The 13,985-nt window shown below is 65.3% G+C and carries 12 protein-coding genes; 4 read left to right on the top strand and 8 right to left on the bottom strand.

Going from position 1 to position 13,985, the window contains the following annotated elements; genetic code table 11:
- The first annotated feature begins 42 nt into the window (after window positions 1-42).
- The gene (locus tag HMPREF3115_RS09360; protein ID WP_053299072.1) at window positions 43-1,137 is read left to right on the top strand and encodes an AraC family transcriptional regulator; all 1,095 of its coding nucleotides are present in this window, start codon (window positions 43-45) and stop codon (window positions 1,135-1,137) included.
- Between the two features lie 125 nt (window positions 1,138-1,262).
- Here HMPREF3115_RS09360 and HMPREF3115_RS09355 read toward each other — a convergent pair whose 3' ends face one another.
- From HMPREF3115_RS09355 to HMPREF3115_RS09335, 5 genes are all read right to left on the bottom strand, one after another.
- Window positions 1,263-2,000, bottom strand: coding sequence for an OmpW/AlkL family protein (locus tag HMPREF3115_RS09355; RefSeq protein WP_070554216.1), 738 nt, complete (start codon window positions 1,998-2,000; stop codon window positions 1,263-1,265).
- 276 nt (window positions 2,001-2,276) lie between these two features.
- Window positions 2,277-4,286, bottom strand: coding sequence for an acyl-CoA synthetase (locus HMPREF3115_RS09350; protein WP_070554214.1), 2,010 nt, complete (start codon window positions 4,284-4,286; stop codon window positions 2,277-2,279).
- Window positions 4,283-5,239: a fumarylacetoacetate hydrolase family protein gene (locus HMPREF3115_RS09345; protein ID WP_006405356.1), complete on the bottom strand. Its 957-nt coding sequence runs from the start codon at window positions 5,237-5,239 to the stop codon at window positions 4,283-4,285. Before HMPREF3115_RS09345 ends, HMPREF3115_RS09350 begins: the two co-directional genes overlap by 4 nt.
- A 38-nt stretch (window positions 5,240-5,277) precedes the next feature.
- Window positions 5,278-6,348, bottom strand: coding sequence for a VOC family protein (locus HMPREF3115_RS09340; protein WP_006405357.1), 1,071 nt, complete (start codon window positions 6,346-6,348; stop codon window positions 5,278-5,280).
- A gap of 10 nt (window positions 6,349-6,358) precedes the next feature.
- Complete coding sequence (locus HMPREF3115_RS09335; RefSeq protein WP_070554212.1) at window positions 6,359-8,032, bottom strand: bifunctional 3-(3-hydroxy-phenyl)propionate/3-hydroxycinnamic acid hydroxylase; 1,674 nt, start codon at window positions 8,030-8,032, stop codon at window positions 6,359-6,361.
- A 145-nt stretch (window positions 8,033-8,177) separates the two neighbouring features.
- Between HMPREF3115_RS09335 and HMPREF3115_RS09330 the strand changes: the two genes are divergently transcribed.
- Window positions 8,178-8,924: a TetR/AcrR family transcriptional regulator gene (locus HMPREF3115_RS09330; RefSeq protein WP_006405359.1), complete on the top strand. Its 747-nt coding sequence runs from the start codon at window positions 8,178-8,180 to the stop codon at window positions 8,922-8,924.
- 136 nt (window positions 8,925-9,060) lie between these two features.
- Here the strand turns inward: HMPREF3115_RS09330 and HMPREF3115_RS09325 are convergent, their stop codons facing one another.
- From HMPREF3115_RS09325 to HMPREF3115_RS09315, 3 genes are read right to left on the bottom strand one after another with little or no spacing between them, the layout of a single operon-like run.
- Window positions 9,061-9,963 (bottom strand): LysR substrate-binding domain-containing protein, encoded by a 903-nt coding sequence (locus tag HMPREF3115_RS09325; RefSeq protein WP_070554211.1) that lies wholly within the window; start codon window positions 9,961-9,963, stop codon window positions 9,061-9,063.
- The gene (locus tag HMPREF3115_RS09320; RefSeq protein WP_233632883.1) at window positions 9,960-10,175 is read right to left on the bottom strand and encodes a hypothetical protein; all 216 of its coding nucleotides are present in this window, start codon (window positions 10,173-10,175) and stop codon (window positions 9,960-9,962) included. The genes HMPREF3115_RS09325 and HMPREF3115_RS09320 overlap by 4 nt, the downstream gene beginning before the upstream one ends.
- Before the next feature lie 32 nt (window positions 10,176-10,207).
- A complete protein-coding gene (locus tag HMPREF3115_RS09315) occupies window positions 10,208-11,650 on the bottom strand; it encodes a purine-cytosine permease family protein (RefSeq protein ID WP_070554207.1) in 1,443 nt (480 codons plus the stop codon).
- A gap of 362 nt (window positions 11,651-12,012) precedes the next feature.
- Here HMPREF3115_RS09315 and HMPREF3115_RS09310 point away from each other — a divergent pair, with 362 nt between their 5' ends.
- Together HMPREF3115_RS09310 and HMPREF3115_RS32315 are read left to right on the top strand one after the other, a co-directional pair.
- Window positions 12,013-13,161 (top strand): aromatic ring-hydroxylating oxygenase subunit alpha, encoded by a 1,149-nt coding sequence (locus HMPREF3115_RS09310; protein ID WP_065497125.1) that lies wholly within the window; start codon window positions 12,013-12,015, stop codon window positions 13,159-13,161.
- A 23-nt stretch (window positions 13,162-13,184) separates the two neighbouring features.
- A partial coding sequence (locus HMPREF3115_RS32315; RefSeq protein WP_256276111.1) for an aldehyde dehydrogenase family protein occupies window positions 13,185-13,985 on the top strand: 801 nt, incomplete at its 3' end.

Raw genomic sequence — 13,985 nt, 5'->3', positions numbered from 1 at the left:
TTCCGGCTATGTTCTACGCGATCCCGTCGCCGCCTCATTGCCATGGACAGCCGGTCTCACCGACATCAAAGCAGCGCCGAACGCAGCCTGCGTTCGTCTCCCGATCTCGCGCGTCCGGCCGGACGCCAGGAAGACATTCCCGCGACCGTCCACGCGATCGCGGTCGCGCTCGACGAATGCCGCGTCAGACACATCGACAGTGCCGCGCTGCTCGAAGGCACGGGGCTCGGCGCCGACGAGGTCGCGTCGCCTAACCTGTACGTGAACCGCGCGCAGGAGCAGCGCTGCTTCCGCAATCTGCTGCGATGCAGCGGCGTGCCGTCGATCGGGCTGTGGATCGGCGCGCGGCTGCACGTGTCGACGCTGGGCCTTGCCGGCTACGCGATGCTGATCAGCGGCTCGGTGATGCAGGCGTTTCGCTGCATGAGCCAGTTTCCGCTGTTCATGGGGCTGTACTTCGACGTGCGCGTGCACGCGCATGCGGACGGCATGACGGTGACGATCGACCGCTACAACGGCGAGCCCGATCTCGAGGTGTTCCAGACCGACATGTGCCTGTCGAGCCTGCGGCTGATCGTGTCCGATCTCGTCGGCAAGCCGGTCTGGCCCGACCAGTTGCTGCTCGCGCGCCGCACGCCGCGCCATGCGGCCGATTACGTGCGGCATTTCGGCTGCAAGGCGGTTTTCAATGCGGGCGAGAACAGTCTCGTGTTTACTGCCGTGAACGGCACGGAAACGCCGCGGCTCGCGAACGAGGTCAGCTTCAATGCGCTGCACGGCCAGTGCGAGGCGCTCGAGCGGCAATGGGCCGCGTCGGTCGGCACGCGCTTCGCCGATCGCGCGAAGGCGCTGATGACGCGCGACCTGTCGCGCTTCAAGTCGATGACGTCGCTCGCCGATGCGCTGCACATGACGGAGCGCACGCTGCGCCGGCGGCTCGAGAAGGACGGCGTCACGTTCCAGTCGCTGCTGGACACGGTGCGTCATGAAGAGGCGGTGCGGCTGCTCGGCGACGACGCGCTGACGGTCGCGGCAGTGGCCGAGCACCTCGGATACAGCGAGCCGCGCAGCTTCCGTCATGCGTACCGGCGCTGGACCGGCCGCGCGCCACGCGACAGCCTCGACGGCGATGCGTGACAATCGTGTGCGTTGAGATCTGCTGCGCAAACGGGCACGACATGCGGAAACGGACAATCGGCGGGCGATCCGATCCGGTGGCCGTCAGCCAAGACGCCATCGCCCGCCAATGCGATTCCACAACGCTAGAACGTATAAGCCAGGTCGAGATGCGTCACGAGCGGATTCACCTTGATGCGCATTTTTGTCACGATATCGACACCCGTTGCGGTGGTGGCATGCGTCGTCAACGTGGTCGACAACGGGATATAGGACAGCGACGCGTTGATCGACCAATGCTTGCCGAGTGCATAGTTCGCGCCAAGCTCGAACGTCGGGTTCCACGAAGCGCTCAACGATGCACGGGTCGAACAGCCCGGTCCGCACGTCGCGTTACGGAACGCGTCATTGACGATGCGCGTGTCCGAATACCACGTGTAATTGACGCCCAGCCCGACGAACGGCCTGAACTTCGCGTCGGCCGCAAGGAAGTGATATCTCACTTCGAGGACGGGCGCCAGCGGTTTCGTCTTGCCGATCACCCCGAACGAGGCCAACGCATTGTTACCGATCAGGTCGGTCGTAAACGGCGTGCCAGCCAGGAACGCGACGCCGATACTGTCGGTCACGAAGTACTCCGCCATCAGGCTCGCGGCGTCCGCCGCACCGGCATGCGCGCCCGTCCCGCTCTGTTGCCGATTGACCGGCGCTCCCGCGATACTGTCGACGACAATCGGATCTGCATGCCCCTGCGGCATGACGTGCAGCCAGCCGACGCCTAATTGCATACTGCCGCTCGATTGCGCGTTCGCGCGGCCGGCAATCGATGCGGTACACACGAGTACCGCGATGCCGGTCAATCCTAATTTCTTCGTGAATTTCATCCCGTCTCCTTCCATTGGCGAATCGACCTGCGTTGCGGCATGGCCCTGTCCGATCTCCGCTGCCGGTGCTGTTTGGCCTTTCTCTCGTTCCAACATGTCACGCGCTATATTTCCGTCCACCTCCCGTATACATTTGAACTACTAAATTAAGCAGGCCGGTAACGAATCGATTCAATCGACGATCTGCATCCCTTAACGAAATATCGAAACGCCGCCGGTGCATGCGGTTCGGCGGCTTCAGCCTTCAGTCAGCCGTTGCGAGCGCGCGCGTCGGTTCTATCGAGTCCGCGCACGCTCGTCCCGTCCGTCTTCACCGTCCGCATCGACCGGCGCCTGCGCTGTCGTATCGATCGTGAAAGCGAACGGAAAACGTCCAAGAACCGCACTCGCGTGGGTGTGCAGTGCAGGGTCAGTCAGTGCGACCTGGGCCGACACACCGCGCGATGCATCGTTTTCGACCGTGACGCGCGCATGCGGCATACCGGCTTCGTGGAGTGCCGAGCGAAGCGCGTCGGCCGTTTCCCGGCGCTTCAACTCCGGCTTGAAGATCTTTCCGACGGCCGTCAATGGCATCGCGTCCACGATGCGGATCTGCTTCGGCAGAGCGGCGCGCTCGCCGATCTGCCCGCGCACGAATTCCGCGAGATCGTCCTCGGTCGCATGCGCGCCCGCCTTCAACTGGACATACGCGACCGGCAACTCGCCGGCATGCGCGTCGGGTCGACCGATGGCTGCCGCGATCTGCACCGCAGGATGACGATGTAGCGGCTCCTCGATCGTTGCCGGATCGATGTTGTGGCCGCCCCGGATAATCAGGTCCTTTTTGCGGCCGGTGAGGCGGAAATAACCGTCTTCGTCGCAGCATCCGAGGTCGCCCGTATTCAGCCAGCGGCGACCGTCGCCCAGTTCCAGCCAGAGATCCCGGTTCTGCTCCGGCTGGACATAGCCGGCAAAGACGTTCGGACCGGCGATCACGAGCAGGCCGATTTCGTCCGCGACGCAGTCGCGGATGTATCGGCCGCCGTCGTCGACGACGACCGCCTTCATCAGCTGCCCCGGGACACGTAGCCCGATCGAGCCGAGGCGGCGCTCGCCGAACGGCGGGTTGACGCTGCTTACACACGTGCCTTCGGTGAGTCCGTAGCCTTCGAGAATCCGGATGCCGGTTCGCTCCTGGAACGTCCGAAACACTTCGACCGGCATCGGCGCCGCGCCGCACAGCCCGTATTCGAGCGAACCGACGTTCCTCTCGCCGATCGGTACGTCGAGCAGCGACGCATAGAGCGTCGGCACGCCGCTGAAGAAGTTGATGCGATGGTGCTCGACCAGCTCCCAGAAGCGCTTGACGACGCCGTCGCCGCGATAGCCTTGCGGTGTGCCCAGCACGACGTGGGCGCCGCGCGAAAACGGCACGAGCCCGGTTGCCAGGACCGCATTGACGTGGAATAGCGGCAGGCCGCAGAAAATCGTCTTGCCGGGGCCGATGCCCGCGCCGAAAAACTGTCCGACGCTCCACGCGTTGGCCACTTCGTTGCCGTGGCGGCGCATCGCGATCTTCGGCAGGCCGGTCGTGCCGCCTGTACAGAAGAACGACGAAAGATCGTCGGGATCGAAGCGGCGGTCGCTGTCGAGCGCCGCCCCCGACTCACGCGCGATCGCGCGGCCGAAATCGTGGAGTCCGATGCGCGCGGGCACCGCACTTCGCACCCCGCCCCGGCCGTGCAACCTGACGCCTTCCCGCCGCTGCAACAGGCGCGCGACGAATCGCTTCGGCATGCGCACGCGATCGGCCGGATTCACCAGCACCAGATGTCGCAGCGTGCCGACCCGGTCCAGCACCGACTGCACCTTCGGCCACAGATCGGTGCCGGGAAACGGCGCGAGCGTCACCAGGACGTCCACCTTCGCCGCGTTCAGCAATTCGGCAATGGCGGCCGATTCCAGCAGCGGATTGATCGCGCACACGATGCCTGCCGCCTCGCCGCCCCAGATCACGAAATGCGTTTCGGGCAGGTTCGGCAGGATATAGGCGATCACCGTGTCTCGACGCACGCCGACGCGCGTGAAGAAATTCGCGGTACGCGTGATGTCGCGGACCAGTTCGCGATAGCTCCAGCGCACCGCGTGCCGATGATCGTCGACATGCAGGAAGAACGACAGAGCAGGCGCCGACGGATCGAGCGCGGCGCCGCGGCAAATCATTTCGTAGGTGCTTGCCGGCAAATCCGCCGACGGGCCGTTCGCTTCGATCGCAGCGACGTCCGCTTGAGTGGAGATTCCGTTCATGCGCGTTCGTCCACGATGCGATTGCGTTGCACGCCGAGATCGATCCGCCCGTCCGCGCTGGCGATGCGTGCCTCGACGATGTCGCCGGGCCGCAGATACTGGCTTCTTCCCGCCTGGATTTTCATGAACATGCGCCATTTGGCGGCCTCGGGCAGCAACGCCGCGATGCGCTGCTTCGCCGGCGACGGAACGCTCAGCGCGCAGCCGGAGGGCGTACCGGTCGCAATCAGGTCGCCCGCATGCAGGTCGTGCACCGCCGACAGTTCGGCGAGCGTCTCGGCCGGCCCGTAGACGAGATTGGCCGTCGAATCCTTCTGCCGCACCTGTCCGTTGACCGTAAGCGTCAGGTCGAGTCCGCGCAGCGCCGCCATGTCGCTCGCCTCCAGCATGCACAGATAAGGGCCGACCGGCCCGAACGTCCGGTAGCTCTTGCCTTTGTAGAACTGCATCTGAGGGATCTGCACGTCACGGGCCGAGTAGTCGTTCACGATGACGATGCCGGCGATGTATTCATGCAGATTTGCATCGGTGACCGTCTGGCGAGTGGAGATATCGCGCTTCATCACCAGCCCGAGCTCGATCTCGTAGTCGAGAAATCGCACATGCCGTGGCCGCACGACGTGCGAATCGGCGGCCACGACGCAACTGGCCGCCTTCGTGAAGATCATGTTGAAGGTCTTCGCGTCCGGATCCATGCCGGATTCGATCATGTGCTGGCGATAGTTGGCGCCCTGACACACGAATTGCTGATTGCGCGTGACGGGCGACAGCCACGTCACCTCCGATTCCGGTAGGGTCGGCCCGGACAGCGCGGCCAGTTCCTCGATCCGGTTCGCGCGCACGAAATCGGCCGTCGTCTCGAACTCGCCCGGGATCGGCGTGATCGCCCCCTGCCTGATCACGCCCCACCGGGCGCGTCCTCGATGCTGGTAATGCAGAACATGCAGTGACATGAATGTGCCTCAGGATAGCTGAACGAATCGGCGCCGCGTCATGCGAACAGCCTGGCGAGCGTCTTCAGTTTGCCGACCGTGACATCCGGACTGCGCCGCAGACTGCGGATGAGCGCGGCAACGCTGGTCAACGTGAATTTGGGTTTCGTGAAGCTGCGCGGCATGGCCTGCCCCCACTGGGACATCGCTTCGCGACTGACCGCATGCACGCCCATTGGCACGTCGGCCGTAAACAGGTCGCCGTCGCAGTAATGCTCGTGCTTGTCGGCCCACGGGTCCTGCCAGTAATCGAAGATCTGGCTGCCGAGGATGTGCCGTCCGATACCCCATGCATGCGTCCAGCCCTGATCGCGCAATACGCGTTGGCCCATGCCGACCGCATCGGTATCCACGACCTCGTAGGCGCTATGGCTGTAGAGCGGTGCAAAGCCCTGGGCCAGCGCGAGCGTGTGATGGTCGGCCGGGACAGCACCGAGATCGAGACGCAGGAACGCCACGGCGGGCGAACCGTCCGGCAGCACCTGCACGTCGCTCGGGATGAACCCGAAATGCTGCGTGTACCACGCGCAAGTTTGCTGGAAATCGGCCAGCTCCAGCACGACGTGGCCGAGCTTGATCACCTCCGGCGGACCCTGCGGCGGGCGTTGCGTGTCGTTGATGCGGGAGGCGCCGTCGATGGTGTTGAGCGGCAAAGGATGCCGGTGCGGCAGCGGGGCGGCCATCGCCTGGCCGCACACCGCATCGACGCGGAAACCGGACGGATCGACGAGACGCACACGACGGCCGCCACCCGGCCAGTCCAGCGCCTCGACATCGGATGCGCCGGGCACGCGCGTCAGCGCATGCAGATCCTCGATCCGATTCACGCGCAGGCCGAAGCCGACAAAGCGCGCTTTGGACGCCTTTCGGACGACATAGCAAAACGGCGCGGGCCCGGCGCCGCGCAGGAACATTTGCTCACTATCGCGCGAAACGGTACGAAGTCCGAAGTCGTTCAGAAATTGCTCTGCCCTGGCAAGATCGGGGCGATCGAAAATCAGGTACGCCAGCGCGGATGCTTTCGTTGTCGGCCGCGCATGGCGAGCCGGTTGCGGTGTGGTCAGTTGCATGTCGAAGGCCTCAGACGGAAGATTGAACAGGTTCGGTGACGGAGGACGTTGTGCCGATCGGCATTCCGAGCAGGGCCAGACTCTCGGCAACGAGACGGTTGGCTTCGCTCGCCGGCCCGTCGTGAACGATCACCCGGTCGGGCCGGACCACCGCGGCCCACCCCAGCGGCACGGCCCGAGGCAGGAACACGCCCTCGAGATCCTCCCAGCTGCCGCTCGCCGCAAGATGCAGCCGCTGCCCGCGATGCGCGATCTGGACGACCGTTCCGCCGAGGGCGGCAAAGGCCGCGGCCGTCCCGCTGTCGAGCGCCGCGGCGGCGTCGCGACCGAACCCGATCAACGTGAGGCCGGCGCCCTGTACATCGTCGCTCAGGCAGGTCCGGCCATCGGTTCCGCGCACCCAGCCCTGCGGCAGCACCGCCCCGCGCACCAGTCCGGACCTGGTGCGGCCCGCCACGAACAGCCCGCGCCGGCATGCGTTTGCCGGCTTGATCTCCAGTTCTTCGAAATAGGCGCGCCACTTCGGCACGAGCCGCGTGGCGCGCATCAGGCCGTGCGTAAGCAATGCGACTCCGGCGTTACGCGGCATCACCAGCCGCCCCATGAGCTTCGCAAACCGGATCATCGCTTTCACGTGAGGCCGCCGTTCCTGGTCGTAAGTGGCGAGAATTCGCGGCGCTGCGCGCCCGTGGATGACCGACGCGAGCTTCCAGCACAGATTGGCGGCGTCGCGCAGCCCCGCGACCAGCCCTTGCCCGACAAAGGGCGGCGTAATATGCGCCGCGTCCCCCGCCAGAAAGACACGTCCCTGGCTGAACGCATTCACGGTCCGCGCGTGAAAGCGGTAGACCGCCTTGCGCTCGATCACCATGTCGTCGACGTTGCCCCACGGCGCAAGCAGTTCGCGAATGCGCGCGTCGGATTCCATCTCCTCGCGCGTTTCGCCGGGGCGCAGCATGAATTCCCAGCGCTCGCGCGCGCCGGGGGCCACCATGTGCGGCGTCGGCCGCCGGTGATCGCAAATGAATTCGACATGGTCGATCGGGCGGGGGACGTTGCGCGCGTCCACGATGAGCCAGTCCTCCATGAAGGTCTTGCCCTTGAACTCCTGCCCGATCAATTGACGGACGAGCGAACTCGCGCCGTCGGCGCCGATCACGTAACCGGCCCGGACGGTGTGGGTCCGTCCCTGCCCGAGATCCAGCGTTGCCGCGACCGCTTCGTGCCCCGCTTCGATGCCGAGCAGCGACACGCCGAGCGCCGTGTGCGCGCATGCGTATCGCTGCAGGCGGCGCCGCAGACAGCGTTCGAGGGTCGGCTGATAGAACGTCACGAGCTTCGGATGCCCGTCGATGCTGCCGAGCGTCTCGGCCTTGCCGAACTCGCCCAGCAGCGGCGAATGCATCCGCACACACGGGATCGCCACGGTTTCCAGTTCGTGCTCCGTCACCCCGATGAGCTGCAGGATGCGCAACGCTTCGTTATCGAGGGCGATCGCCCGGGGCGCCATATAGATGTCGGTCGCCTTGTCGATGACGAGCACGTTCACGCCGTCGCGCGCGAGCAGATTGGCTGCCGCCGCGCCGACCGGCCCGAAGCCGACGACGAGTACATCGACGCTCGACGGCAGCGCGTCGACGCTCTCCCGGTCACGACCGGGCGGCGCGTCGACGCGGCCATTCATCTGCACATTTGTCTCCACATGCACTCCAGTAATCGATCCGCCCGGCTCGGTTCGGCCGGTAAGTGACATTCAACTCATAACTGATAACTTTGTCAATCATGATGTTTGAGTCTATACTCGGGCTTCGATGCACGACCGTGATGCCATGCCGAATTCACCGAAGTCCCGCCTGGACAAGCGCCCTGCAGAGGGCACCTCCGACCTCGCCGCCCCGGAACGCGAGCCGCGCGGCGCCCGCCGCAAGCGCGAAACGCGGGCGCGGCTGCTGGAAGCCGCGCTCGGGCTGATGGCGGAAAAAGGGGCGGAAGGCGTGGCGATCAACGAGATCACCGAGGCGGCCGACGTCGGATTCGGCTCGTTCTACAACCACTTCGAATCGAAAGAAGCGATCTATGCAGCGCTCGTGGACTGGGTATTCGAGGAATTTGCCGATACGCTCGACCGCGCCGCAGCAGACCTGTCGGATCCCGCCGAAGTCATTTCGGTATCGGTTCGACACACGTTGCTGCGCGCGCGGCGCGAACCGGTCTGGGGGCAATTCCTGATCCGCGAGGGTTTATCCGCGCGTGCGTTGAGCCACGGGCTCGGACAGCGGCTGCTGCGCGACGTGCAGAAAGGCGCGTCCGCCGGACGGTTCGATGTCGCCGATCCGCTGATGTCCGTCCTTTCCGTCGGCGGCACGGTCCTCGCCGCGATTGCCGCGGACCTGCAATTCGCCATCCCGTCCAGCCCCATGACGCGTGGATTCGGAACACGCGGATTCGGCAACGAAGACTTTCCGGAGCGGGCCGCGACCGTCCTGCTGCAAGGGCTCGGGCTCTCGCGCGCCGACGCGGAAGAGATCGCGCACCGGCCGTTGCCGGCCGTCTCGACGGACGCGCATGCGCGTTGAGGCAACGTGCAGCGGACAACGCCGCGGTGACGCGCTCGCGTCGACACACCTTCTACGGCAGACCGCTGCGGCACCTGCGGCATAGGTGGAGCAAGGTTCCCGCAACGAAAAATTCAACGCTGCGTAACCCGCACCCCTATGCCCCGAGCCGGTCCTTCAGAAACTCGACGCACGCCCGCACCTTCGCGGACTGCGCGAGCCGCGCCGGATAGACGGCCCAGACGTTCGCGGGCTGCGTGACGCCCGGCAGCACACGCTGCAGGCGGCCCGCGTCGAGCAGCGGCTGCACGTCCCACACCGAGCGCAGCACGATCCCGCGTCCGGCGAGCGCCCACTGCACGGCCACCTCGCCGTGATTGCTCGACAGCGGCCCCGTCACCTGCACGGACACCGTCTCGCCGCGCGCGTCGAGCCGCCACACGCCGAACGGATGGTCGCGCTCCTTGATCGCGAGACAGGCGTGCGACGCGAGATCGCCGACCTGCTTCGGCGTGCCATGCCGCGCCAGATAGTCGGGCGACGCGCACAGCACGCGATGGTTCGTCGCAAGCTGCTTCGCGATCAGGTGGCCGGCGATCTCGTCGCCGATGCGAATGTCGACATCGAAGCCCTCGGCCGCGACATCGACGATCCGGTCGAACAGTTCCAGCCGAACGTTGAGCTGCGGATGACGATCCGACAGCTCGGCCAGCGCCGGCGCGACGACGTTGCGGCCGAAGCCGAAGCTGCTCGACACGCGCAACGTGCCGCGCGGCACGCAGCGCGTGCTCGACACATCCTCGACCAGATGCTCGACGTCGTCGAGGATCTTCTCGGCCCACGCGTAGACGCGCTCGCCGGCGTCCGTCACCGACACGCGTCGCGTCGAGCGATGCAGCAGGCGAATCCCGAGGCTCGTCTCGAGCATCCCGACCCGCTTGCTGACGTACGACGACGACATCGCCAGCGCGTCGGCCGCCGCGCTGAAGCTGGCCTTGCGCGCGACCATGCAGAACACGCGCAGGTCGCCGAGTTCGGGCATCGCGCCGGTCTCGTTCATCGCGCGCTTCCGTTCGGGACGAACTGCAGATGCCGGTGCGTGCGCCGGCGTACGTCTTCGTCGCCGCCTTTCGGAGCGCGCGCGCGGGCCACATCGAACGCATTGGCGAGCACGCCGCCTTGCATGACCGCGTCCTGCCCACGGCTATCGGCGGCCGCGCATGCGGGACCCAGCGCCACCAGCGACAGCACCCGCTTCAACATGGGGTTCATCGTTTCATCGCGAAGTCGACGATCCGTGCGGATCAGTTCAGGCCGCGATCGGCCGCCTCGACGAGCTTGCGCTCCGCTTCGGTATCGAGCGAGCGGCATGCCCACAAATAGACGAGCGCGGCAACCGGCAGGCCGACCAGCATCGCGATATCGGTACCGCCGAGCGCACGTGCGACGGGGCCGCTGTACGTCTCGGTCTTGAAGAACGGGATCATCGCGACGAAGCCGACCGCATATGCGGTAAGGCCACGCCAGTTCCAGCGGCCGTAGATGCCGCGCGGATTGAAGATCTCGCGCACCGAGTAATGCGTATGCCGCACGAAGAAGAAGTCGACGAGGTTGATCGCGGTCCACGGCGTGAACAGATAACCGAGGATGCCGAGGAAGTCGCCGAACTTCCCCATGAAGTCGTCGGACGCCGCGAACGCGAGCGACGTCGCGACGACCGCGACGATCAGCAGGCTCACGACGCGCTTGCCCGCGCTCGACTTGAGCGGCCGAAACGAATCGGTGATGCTGAGCAGCGTGAGCGAAGCGCCGTAGAAATTCAGGCCCGTGATCGCGAGCAGCCCGAGCAGCGACAGCAACAGCGTGACGGAGCCGAAACCGGGATGGATCGCGTCGCCCGCACGCTGCACGGCATCGGCAATCTCGATCTTCGAGTTCAGCGCGGCCGCGGCCGTACCGACCAGCATCATCCACGCGCCGCCGATCAGCGCGCCGGTGAAGGTCCACCAGAACGTTGCGCGCACACCGGTCTTGGGCGGCAGATAGCGCGAGTAGTCCGAGACGTAGATCGACCACGACAGCTGGTAGGCCGCCGCCGCGAACAGCTGCACGAGGAACGGCGTCGCCTTGAAGCCCGCGAACGACAGCTGTTCGGCCGGGAACGGCACCTTCACGCAGATGCCGACGCTGAACACGCTCAATGCGATCAGCAGCGCGATCGCGAGCCAGCGCTGCGCCTTGTGAATCAGGTCGTAACCGAAGATCGCGAGCGCCACCGCGATCGCGGTAAACACGATATAGCTGACGTGCGGCTCCGTGCCGAGCAAGTGATGCGCGGTCTGGCCGGCCATCAGCTGATTGAACGAGTTGTAGCCGACATACGTGACGAGCGCGACGATCCATACCAGCAGCGCACCCATGTAGCCGAACTGCGGCCGCGACTGGATCATCTGCGGCAGCCCGAGCTGCGGGCCCTGGCTCGAATGGAACGCCATGAAGAACGTGCCGAGCAGATTGCCGATCAGCACCGCGATCGCGCTCCACAGCAGATTCCCGCCCATGCTCACGCCGATCGCGCCGCACGCGATCGTCGCGAGATTCGCGTCGCCGGTAAACCAGACGGGCCACAAGTGCCACGCCTTGCCGCGCCGCTCCGCGAGCGGCACATAGTCGATCGAACGCGCCTCGATGCGCGACTTGCCGCGACCTTCCATCGCGAGGCCGTCGGCCACTGCCTGCTGTCTCATGTCTCCTCCATTGCGTCTGTCGGCGGCGGTGGCGCGCCGCGCCGCTAGCCGATCGAGATCCGATCGCGGCGCGGCCGGCCACCGTACACCTGTGACGTTACCTTACAGTTAACGATGAACTCATGGTTAACACTGGTACGCACTTCGCCTCCGGCACCGTACTAGCGCAATCTCCTATTGACGCAAGGTCAAACCGACGCGTTCGTGATGGTCGGCCCACATCAGGCGAAATAAGCGCGTTAAAAGCCGCCAATCTCGGGATAACCCTGATCCAAAACCGGCTGCACATCTTCTATATTTCGTTAACCGTTAGTTTTCTCGTAACCATCAGTTAATCAAAGTACCGCACCGAGCACGACGCCATGACCTACCTGCCGATCGAATTCCACCAGAAAGCCAAGCTGCCGCAACTGCCGGCCGATTTCTGCTCGAACCCGGAACTCGCGTGGACGATTCCGAAAACCTATTACACGTCGCAGGAGGTCTTCAAGGTCGAGGAAGAGAAAATCTTCGCCGACACGTGGATCTGCGTCGCGCATCGCAGCGAACTGGCCGACGCGAACCAGTATGTAACGCGCGAAGTGATTGGCGAAAACGTGCTGATCGTGCGCGGCAAGGACAAGGTGCTGCGCGCGTTCTACAACGTCTGCCCGCACCGCGGGCATCAGCTGCTCGAAGGCAGCGGCAAGGCGAAGAACGTCATCACGTGCCCGTACCACGCGTGGACGTTCAAGCTCGACGGCGCGCTCGCGCACGCGAACAACTGCGATCACGTGATGGCGTTCGACAAGGAGAACGCGAGCCTCGTGCCGGTCAAGGTCGAGGAATACGCAGGCTTCGTGTTCATCAACCTGAACCCGAACGCCGGCACGGTCGAGGCGCAGCTGCCCGGCATGGAGGCGCGCCTGCGCGCCGCGTGCCCGGTGATCGACGACCTGAAGCTCGCCGCGCGGTTCGTCAGCGAGACACCCGCGAACTGGAAGTCGATCGTGGACAACTATCTCGAGTGCTACCACTGCGGCCCCGCGCACCCCGGCTTCTCCGACTCGGTGAAGATCGACCAGTACACGCACACGCTGCACGGCAACTGGACGCTGCAGTTCGGACACGCGGAATCGTCGGAGCGTTCGTTCAAGCTCGACCCGTCGATGAAGGACGCGAGCTTCCAGGGCTTCTGGGCGTGGCCGTGCACGATGTTCAACGTGCCGCCGGGCGCGGATTTCATGACGGTGATCTATGAATTCCCGGTCAACGCCGAAGTGACGCTGCAGCATTACGACATCTATTTCCTGAACGAAGAGCTGACCGACTATCAGAAGAACCTGATCGAGTGGTACCGCAACGTGTTCCGTCCGGAAGACCTGCGCCTCGTCGAGAGCGTGCAGAAGGGGCTGAAGTCGCGCGGCTATCGCGGCCAGGGCCGAATCATGGTCGACCAGCGCCGCAGCGGCATCAGCGAACACGGCATCGCGCACTTCCATCATCTGCTCGCACAAAAGTATCAGGACTGACACCCGCACCAGGACGACATAACATGACTGCCCTTCAATCACCGAGCCTGCTGCGCGAGCAGGCCTACATTGCCGGCGCGTGGCGCGGCGCCGACGACGGCGCGGTGCTCGACGTCACCAATCCGTCGACCGGCGAGCGGATCGCACGCGTGCCGAACATGGGCGCCGGCGAGGCGCGCGCCGCGATCGAGGCCGCGCATACGGCGTTCGCGACGTGGCGCAAGACCACCGCGAAGGAGCGCGCGCGCCTGCTGCGCAACTGGTTCGAGCTCATCATGGCGCGCCAGGAAGAACTCGCGGCGCTGATGACGCGCGAGCAGGGCAAGCCGCTCGCCGAAGCGCGCGGCGAGATCGCCTATGCGGCATCGTTCGTCGAATGGTTCGCCGAGCAGGCCAAGCGTATCGACGGCGACGTGATCCCGAGTCCGAACCCCGATCAGCGCCTCGTCGTGACGAAGGAACCGGTCGGCGTCTGCGCGGCGATCACGCCGTGGAATTTCCCCGCGGCGATGATCACGCGCAAGGCCGCCCCCGCGCTCGCGGCCGGCTGCACGATCGTGATCAAGCCCGCGAACGAAACACCGTTGTCGGCGTTCGCGCTCGCGGCACTCGCCGAGGAAGCCGGCATTCCGGCCGGCGTCGTCAACGTCGTGACCGGCAAGTCGCGCGAGATCGGCGCGGAAATGACCTCGAGCCCGCTCGTCAAGAAGCTGACCTTCACCGGGTCGACCGAAGTCGGCCGGCTGCTGATGCGCAAGTGCTCGGACACCGTCAAGAAGATGTCGCTCGAGCTGGGCGGCAACGCGCCGTTCATCGTGTTCGAC

The organism is Burkholderia sp. HMSC10F09, from assembly GCF_001806955.1.
Classification (GTDB): domain Bacteria; phylum Pseudomonadota; class Gammaproteobacteria; order Burkholderiales; family Burkholderiaceae; genus Burkholderia; species Burkholderia multivorans.
The sequence above is the reverse complement of the archived record's forward strand: the minus strand, read 5'-3'. Positions and strand labels throughout refer to the sequence as shown.

Excerpts from the sequence above, each read along its gene's own strand:
- HMPREF3115_RS09345 (WP_006405356.1), bottom strand. The coding sequence starts at position 5,239 with ATGTCACTGCATGTTCTGCATTACCAGCATCGAGGACGCGCCCGGTGG.
- HMPREF3115_RS09320 (WP_233632883.1), bottom strand. The coding sequence starts at position 10,175 with ATGAACCCCATGTTGAAGCGGGTGCTGTCGCTGGTGGCGCTGGGTCCC.
- HMPREF3115_RS09325 (WP_070554211.1), bottom strand. The coding sequence starts at position 9,963 with ATGAACGAGACCGGCGCGATGCCCGAACTCGGCGACCTGCGCGTGTTC.
- HMPREF3115_RS09335 (WP_070554212.1), bottom strand. The coding sequence starts at position 8,032 with ATGAATGGCCGCGTCGACGCGCCGCCCGGTCGTGACCGGGAGAGCGTC.
- HMPREF3115_RS09355 (WP_070554216.1), bottom strand. The coding sequence starts at position 2,000 with ATGAAATTCACGAAGAAATTAGGATTGACCGGCATCGCGGTACTCGTG.
- HMPREF3115_RS09340 (WP_006405357.1), bottom strand. The coding sequence starts at position 6,348 with ATGCAACTGACCACACCGCAACCGGCTCGCCATGCGCGGCCGACAACG.
- HMPREF3115_RS09350 (WP_070554214.1), bottom strand. The coding sequence starts at position 4,286 with ATGAACGGAATCTCCACTCAAGCGGACGTCGCTGCGATCGAAGCGAAC.
- HMPREF3115_RS09310 (WP_065497125.1), top strand. The coding sequence starts at position 12,013 with ATGACCTACCTGCCGATCGAATTCCACCAGAAAGCCAAGCTGCCGCAA.
- HMPREF3115_RS09330 (WP_006405359.1), top strand. The coding sequence starts at position 8,178 with ATGCCGAATTCACCGAAGTCCCGCCTGGACAAGCGCCCTGCAGAGGGC.
- HMPREF3115_RS09360 (WP_053299072.1), top strand. The coding sequence starts at position 43 with ATGGACAGCCGGTCTCACCGACATCAAAGCAGCGCCGAACGCAGCCTG.
- HMPREF3115_RS09315 (WP_070554207.1), bottom strand. The coding sequence starts at position 11,650 with ATGAGACAGCAGGCAGTGGCCGACGGCCTCGCGATGGAAGGTCGCGGC.